This window comes from Bacteroides sp. AR29, from assembly GCF_900217715.1.
Classification (GTDB): domain Bacteria; phylum Bacteroidota; class Bacteroidia; order Bacteroidales; family Bacteroidaceae; genus Bacteroides; species Bacteroides uniformis.
In genome coordinates this window covers 1-2965 of the sequence record NZ_OBMS01000054.1, presented here as the reverse complement: position 1 = coordinate 2965, position 2965 = coordinate 1, and the positions used below count along the sequence as shown (strand labels likewise).

Genomic DNA, 2965 nt, shown 5'->3' with positions numbered 1-2965 from the left:
AATGTAGAATCATGCTTTGATGCAGTGGTTACGGTATAGAAGGCAGGAACTTGTGCTTCAATGTCATATAAGACATGAGCCTTAACTCCTCCTTTTGTTAACACTCAATTTAGAGCATATCCTTTTTATAAGGCACCAGAATGGATGCCTCACAAAAAATTGCTATTAAATTCGATTGATTTTTAACTATTGGCATACAGCCAAGTCTATATTTTGCGGTGCAAGACTCAAAAAATCTCTGCAACCGTTAAAAATTCCGGTAAAAAATTTGCCAAGATAATCCCACGTGGACCTGCCTTGCAGCTTCACCGTGCTGATTATGCTATGGTATACGGCGGCAATCTCAGCCCCCTCGTCGCTGCCGAAGTGCAGCGAGTTCTTCCGTTTGGTCGTAAAGGGACGGACAGCACGTTCTGCAAGATTGTTAGAGATCGGATAACGCCCGTCCTTGATATAAGTGAAAGCCTCCTTCCAAAACTTATGGAGATAATTAAGGGCCTCACGCATATAACAACTTTTCTGCTCCTCCTCACTTTTCAACTCCTGCAAAAGGTTCGCCCGCAGATTTATCATCACCTCCATGGTCGGCAACCCCTGCCGTCGCCGGGTACGTTCCCCGTCGGTGATCATCTCCCTGTCGTACTCCCTTTCAAAACGGAAGAGACGGTTGATATTGTCAAGGAACACATCAGCCCCCTTGTCGCCACCTTCCATCCGGGCCTTCACGAACTTCGCCCGCACGTGCGCCAGACAGACCTGATGGTCCGTATCCTTATACCTGTGGGTTTTCAGCTCGTCACCGATAAAGACATAAGCGTTATAGCCGTCCGACATGAGAGCCTTCAACTCGGCGTCACCTAAAAAGTTCGTCAGCACGTCACGGCCACGCGAACCGTCCTCGTAGAAGAAGATCACCACACGTTCAGCCTTGTTCACCAGGACCCACATGTAACATTTCTTGTAACGGTCATATTTACGGACCTTGCACCACGTCTCGTCACAATTGACAACGGCATCCTTCTCCAGCGCGATACGCTTAAGTTCCAACACCATACGGTCGAGGTATTTCCTGCCTTTCTTCAGCCAGTTGCGCAAGGTGTTCTCCGATACGGTCATTCCCATATCCCCAAGCCATTGGTGCAGCAGGCCGAAGGTCACGTTCTTCACGTATACCTCATAGGCGATGGCCTGCAGGAACCCAGGAGTTATCTTGGTACCGTCAAACCGAGTTACCACCTGCGGGTGTCCTTCCTTGGGGAAATACCCCCAGCGCGGCTTGCGGCCCTTCTCCACGTACTGTACCATCTCGAACTGTTCTTCCACAAGGCGGATGTCCAGACGGAAGGTCCTCACAAGCTTGCGGTCAAGGATACGCCCGGGAACCTTGGAGAGATCCGACAAGTGCCTGACAGGAGTTCCGTTCACGCCCATGGTACGATAGGTTTCCGGACGGTTGCAGAGATCCCTCGGATTCGGAGAGGAGGGGTGGGATTCCTGTGTTTCCGACTCCGGTATGGAACGGGTATCCAACGATTCGTCCGTACCGTCAAAGCCATCTTTCTCATTCTCACGGTCAACCGGATCATCATCACTACCGGAATCATCCTTCTTTACGGACTGTTTCTTCGATCCGAAACGCTGCTTGCGGGCGGATTTGAGTTGCTCCTTCAGTTTTGTAATCTCCTGTTCCAGGGATTTACGCGATTTGCGTTCTTCCTCAAGAAGGGATTGCGACTCATTTAATTTTTCCAGCATCCGGTTGGAGCGGGATAACTCTTTTGTCAGATCCTCCAAAACCAGTTTCATCGCCCGGTTATCCAACTCAGCGTTCTCCAGACGCTCGATAAGGTATTCCACATAGCGGTTTTTCATTTCATCGGACATATTCTCACAGCGGTTAAAAGCACGACGCGAGAAGGTCTCCCGAGACAGAAGCTCGCGTTTCTGAACTATAAACTGGCGTAATTCGTCCGTATCCATATCCTGCTTTTTGTGATATAAAGATACAAAAAAAACTTGATATAACCATATAAATACGGAACATAATCATCTTATCTTTAACGATTTAATTACGGGATTCTCCAACAGGAGGACCACGTCCTTCCAGTCTATCCGGTAGGCGACCTCGTTACCTTCGTCATCCTTGATTATACGCATAAACTGATAGCCCGAAACAAACTTCTTCTCGAAAAGACTATACGAACGGTTATCATAGGCGAACAGCCGAACGATACGCCGGTCTTTAGACATCACGATATAAATGTCACCGTCTGAAGGCTCACGGTGCAACTGTTCACGGATGACGGACAGAACACGGGAATGCTTACAACGCATGTCAGTAAAGCCACGCAGGTAATAGAAGCGGTTCATGCCGGTCACACTCAACATAGCACCTCCAGCTTTTGGATCAGACGGTACAGACCAGGATAATCCAGATCTTTTTGGAGGATATGCAGACCATTGCTCAAGGTCAGCTCCACGGATATACGTACGGGAAGCACACGCGCCCCTTGGCACGGATTCCGGTGATTGTTCCCTGCGTGCGGGGAAGGAATGTCCTTCTTGACCGGGTTTTCCACTGAAGGAGAAGACGGAACGGAATCCGAGGGCGGAACCGGGGGAACACCATCCACCTGAACTTCTACTATTTTTCTGCGGGTATCCTTGTACCATTTATGAAAAAGGTTGTAAGGAACGTTATGCGTTGAACAGAATGACTGAAGAGACACACCATGAGGGACGGCCTCCGTTTGGTACTGAAAATAAAATCTTTCAAGATCTTCGCTACTATACATAATTGTTGGATTGAATTGCCAACAAAGATAGAGATAGCATTTTAGAGCCCTAATTTGAGCGCTTACACTCCTTTTTTGTTTCGGAACTTTGCCCATGGGAATGTTGCAAGACATAACGGAATCGTTGTTGAATCAAACGCATATTTCTTTCCGGAAATGTCAAGGATGTT

3 protein-coding genes are annotated in these 2965 nt (G+C 48.2%); all 3 read right to left on the bottom strand.

Translation table 11 applies throughout. From position 1 onward, the window contains the following. Positions 1-186: 186 nt before the first annotated feature. Complete coding sequence (locus CSD97_RS18620; protein ID WP_098032909.1) at positions 187-1980, bottom strand: IS66 family transposase; 1794 nt, start codon at positions 1978-1980, stop codon at positions 187-189. Between the two features lie 66 nt (positions 1981-2046). Further along, complete coding sequence (tnpB, locus tag CSD97_RS19170) at positions 2047-2370, bottom strand: IS66 family insertion sequence element accessory protein TnpB (RefSeq protein ID WP_280176140.1); 324 nt, start codon at positions 2368-2370, stop codon at positions 2047-2049. Between the two features lie 11 nt (positions 2371-2381). Then, a complete protein-coding gene (locus CSD97_RS19165) occupies positions 2382-2795 on the bottom strand; it encodes a hypothetical protein (protein WP_098032907.1) in 414 nt (137 codons plus the stop codon). Positions 2796-2965: the final 170 nt, after the last annotated feature.

Bases quoted from the DNA above. Each gene is read 5' to 3' on its own strand.
- CSD97_RS18620 (WP_098032909.1), bottom strand. From the start codon at position 1,980: ATGGATACGGACGAATTACGCCAGTTTATAGTTCAGAAACGCGAGCTT.
- tnpB (WP_280176140.1), bottom strand. From the start codon at position 2,370: ATGAACCGCTTCTATTACCTGCGTGGCTTTACTGACATGCGTTGTAAG.
- CSD97_RS19165 (WP_098032907.1), bottom strand. From the start codon at position 2,795: ATGTATAGTAGCGAAGATCTTGAAAGATTTTATTTTCAGTACCAAACG.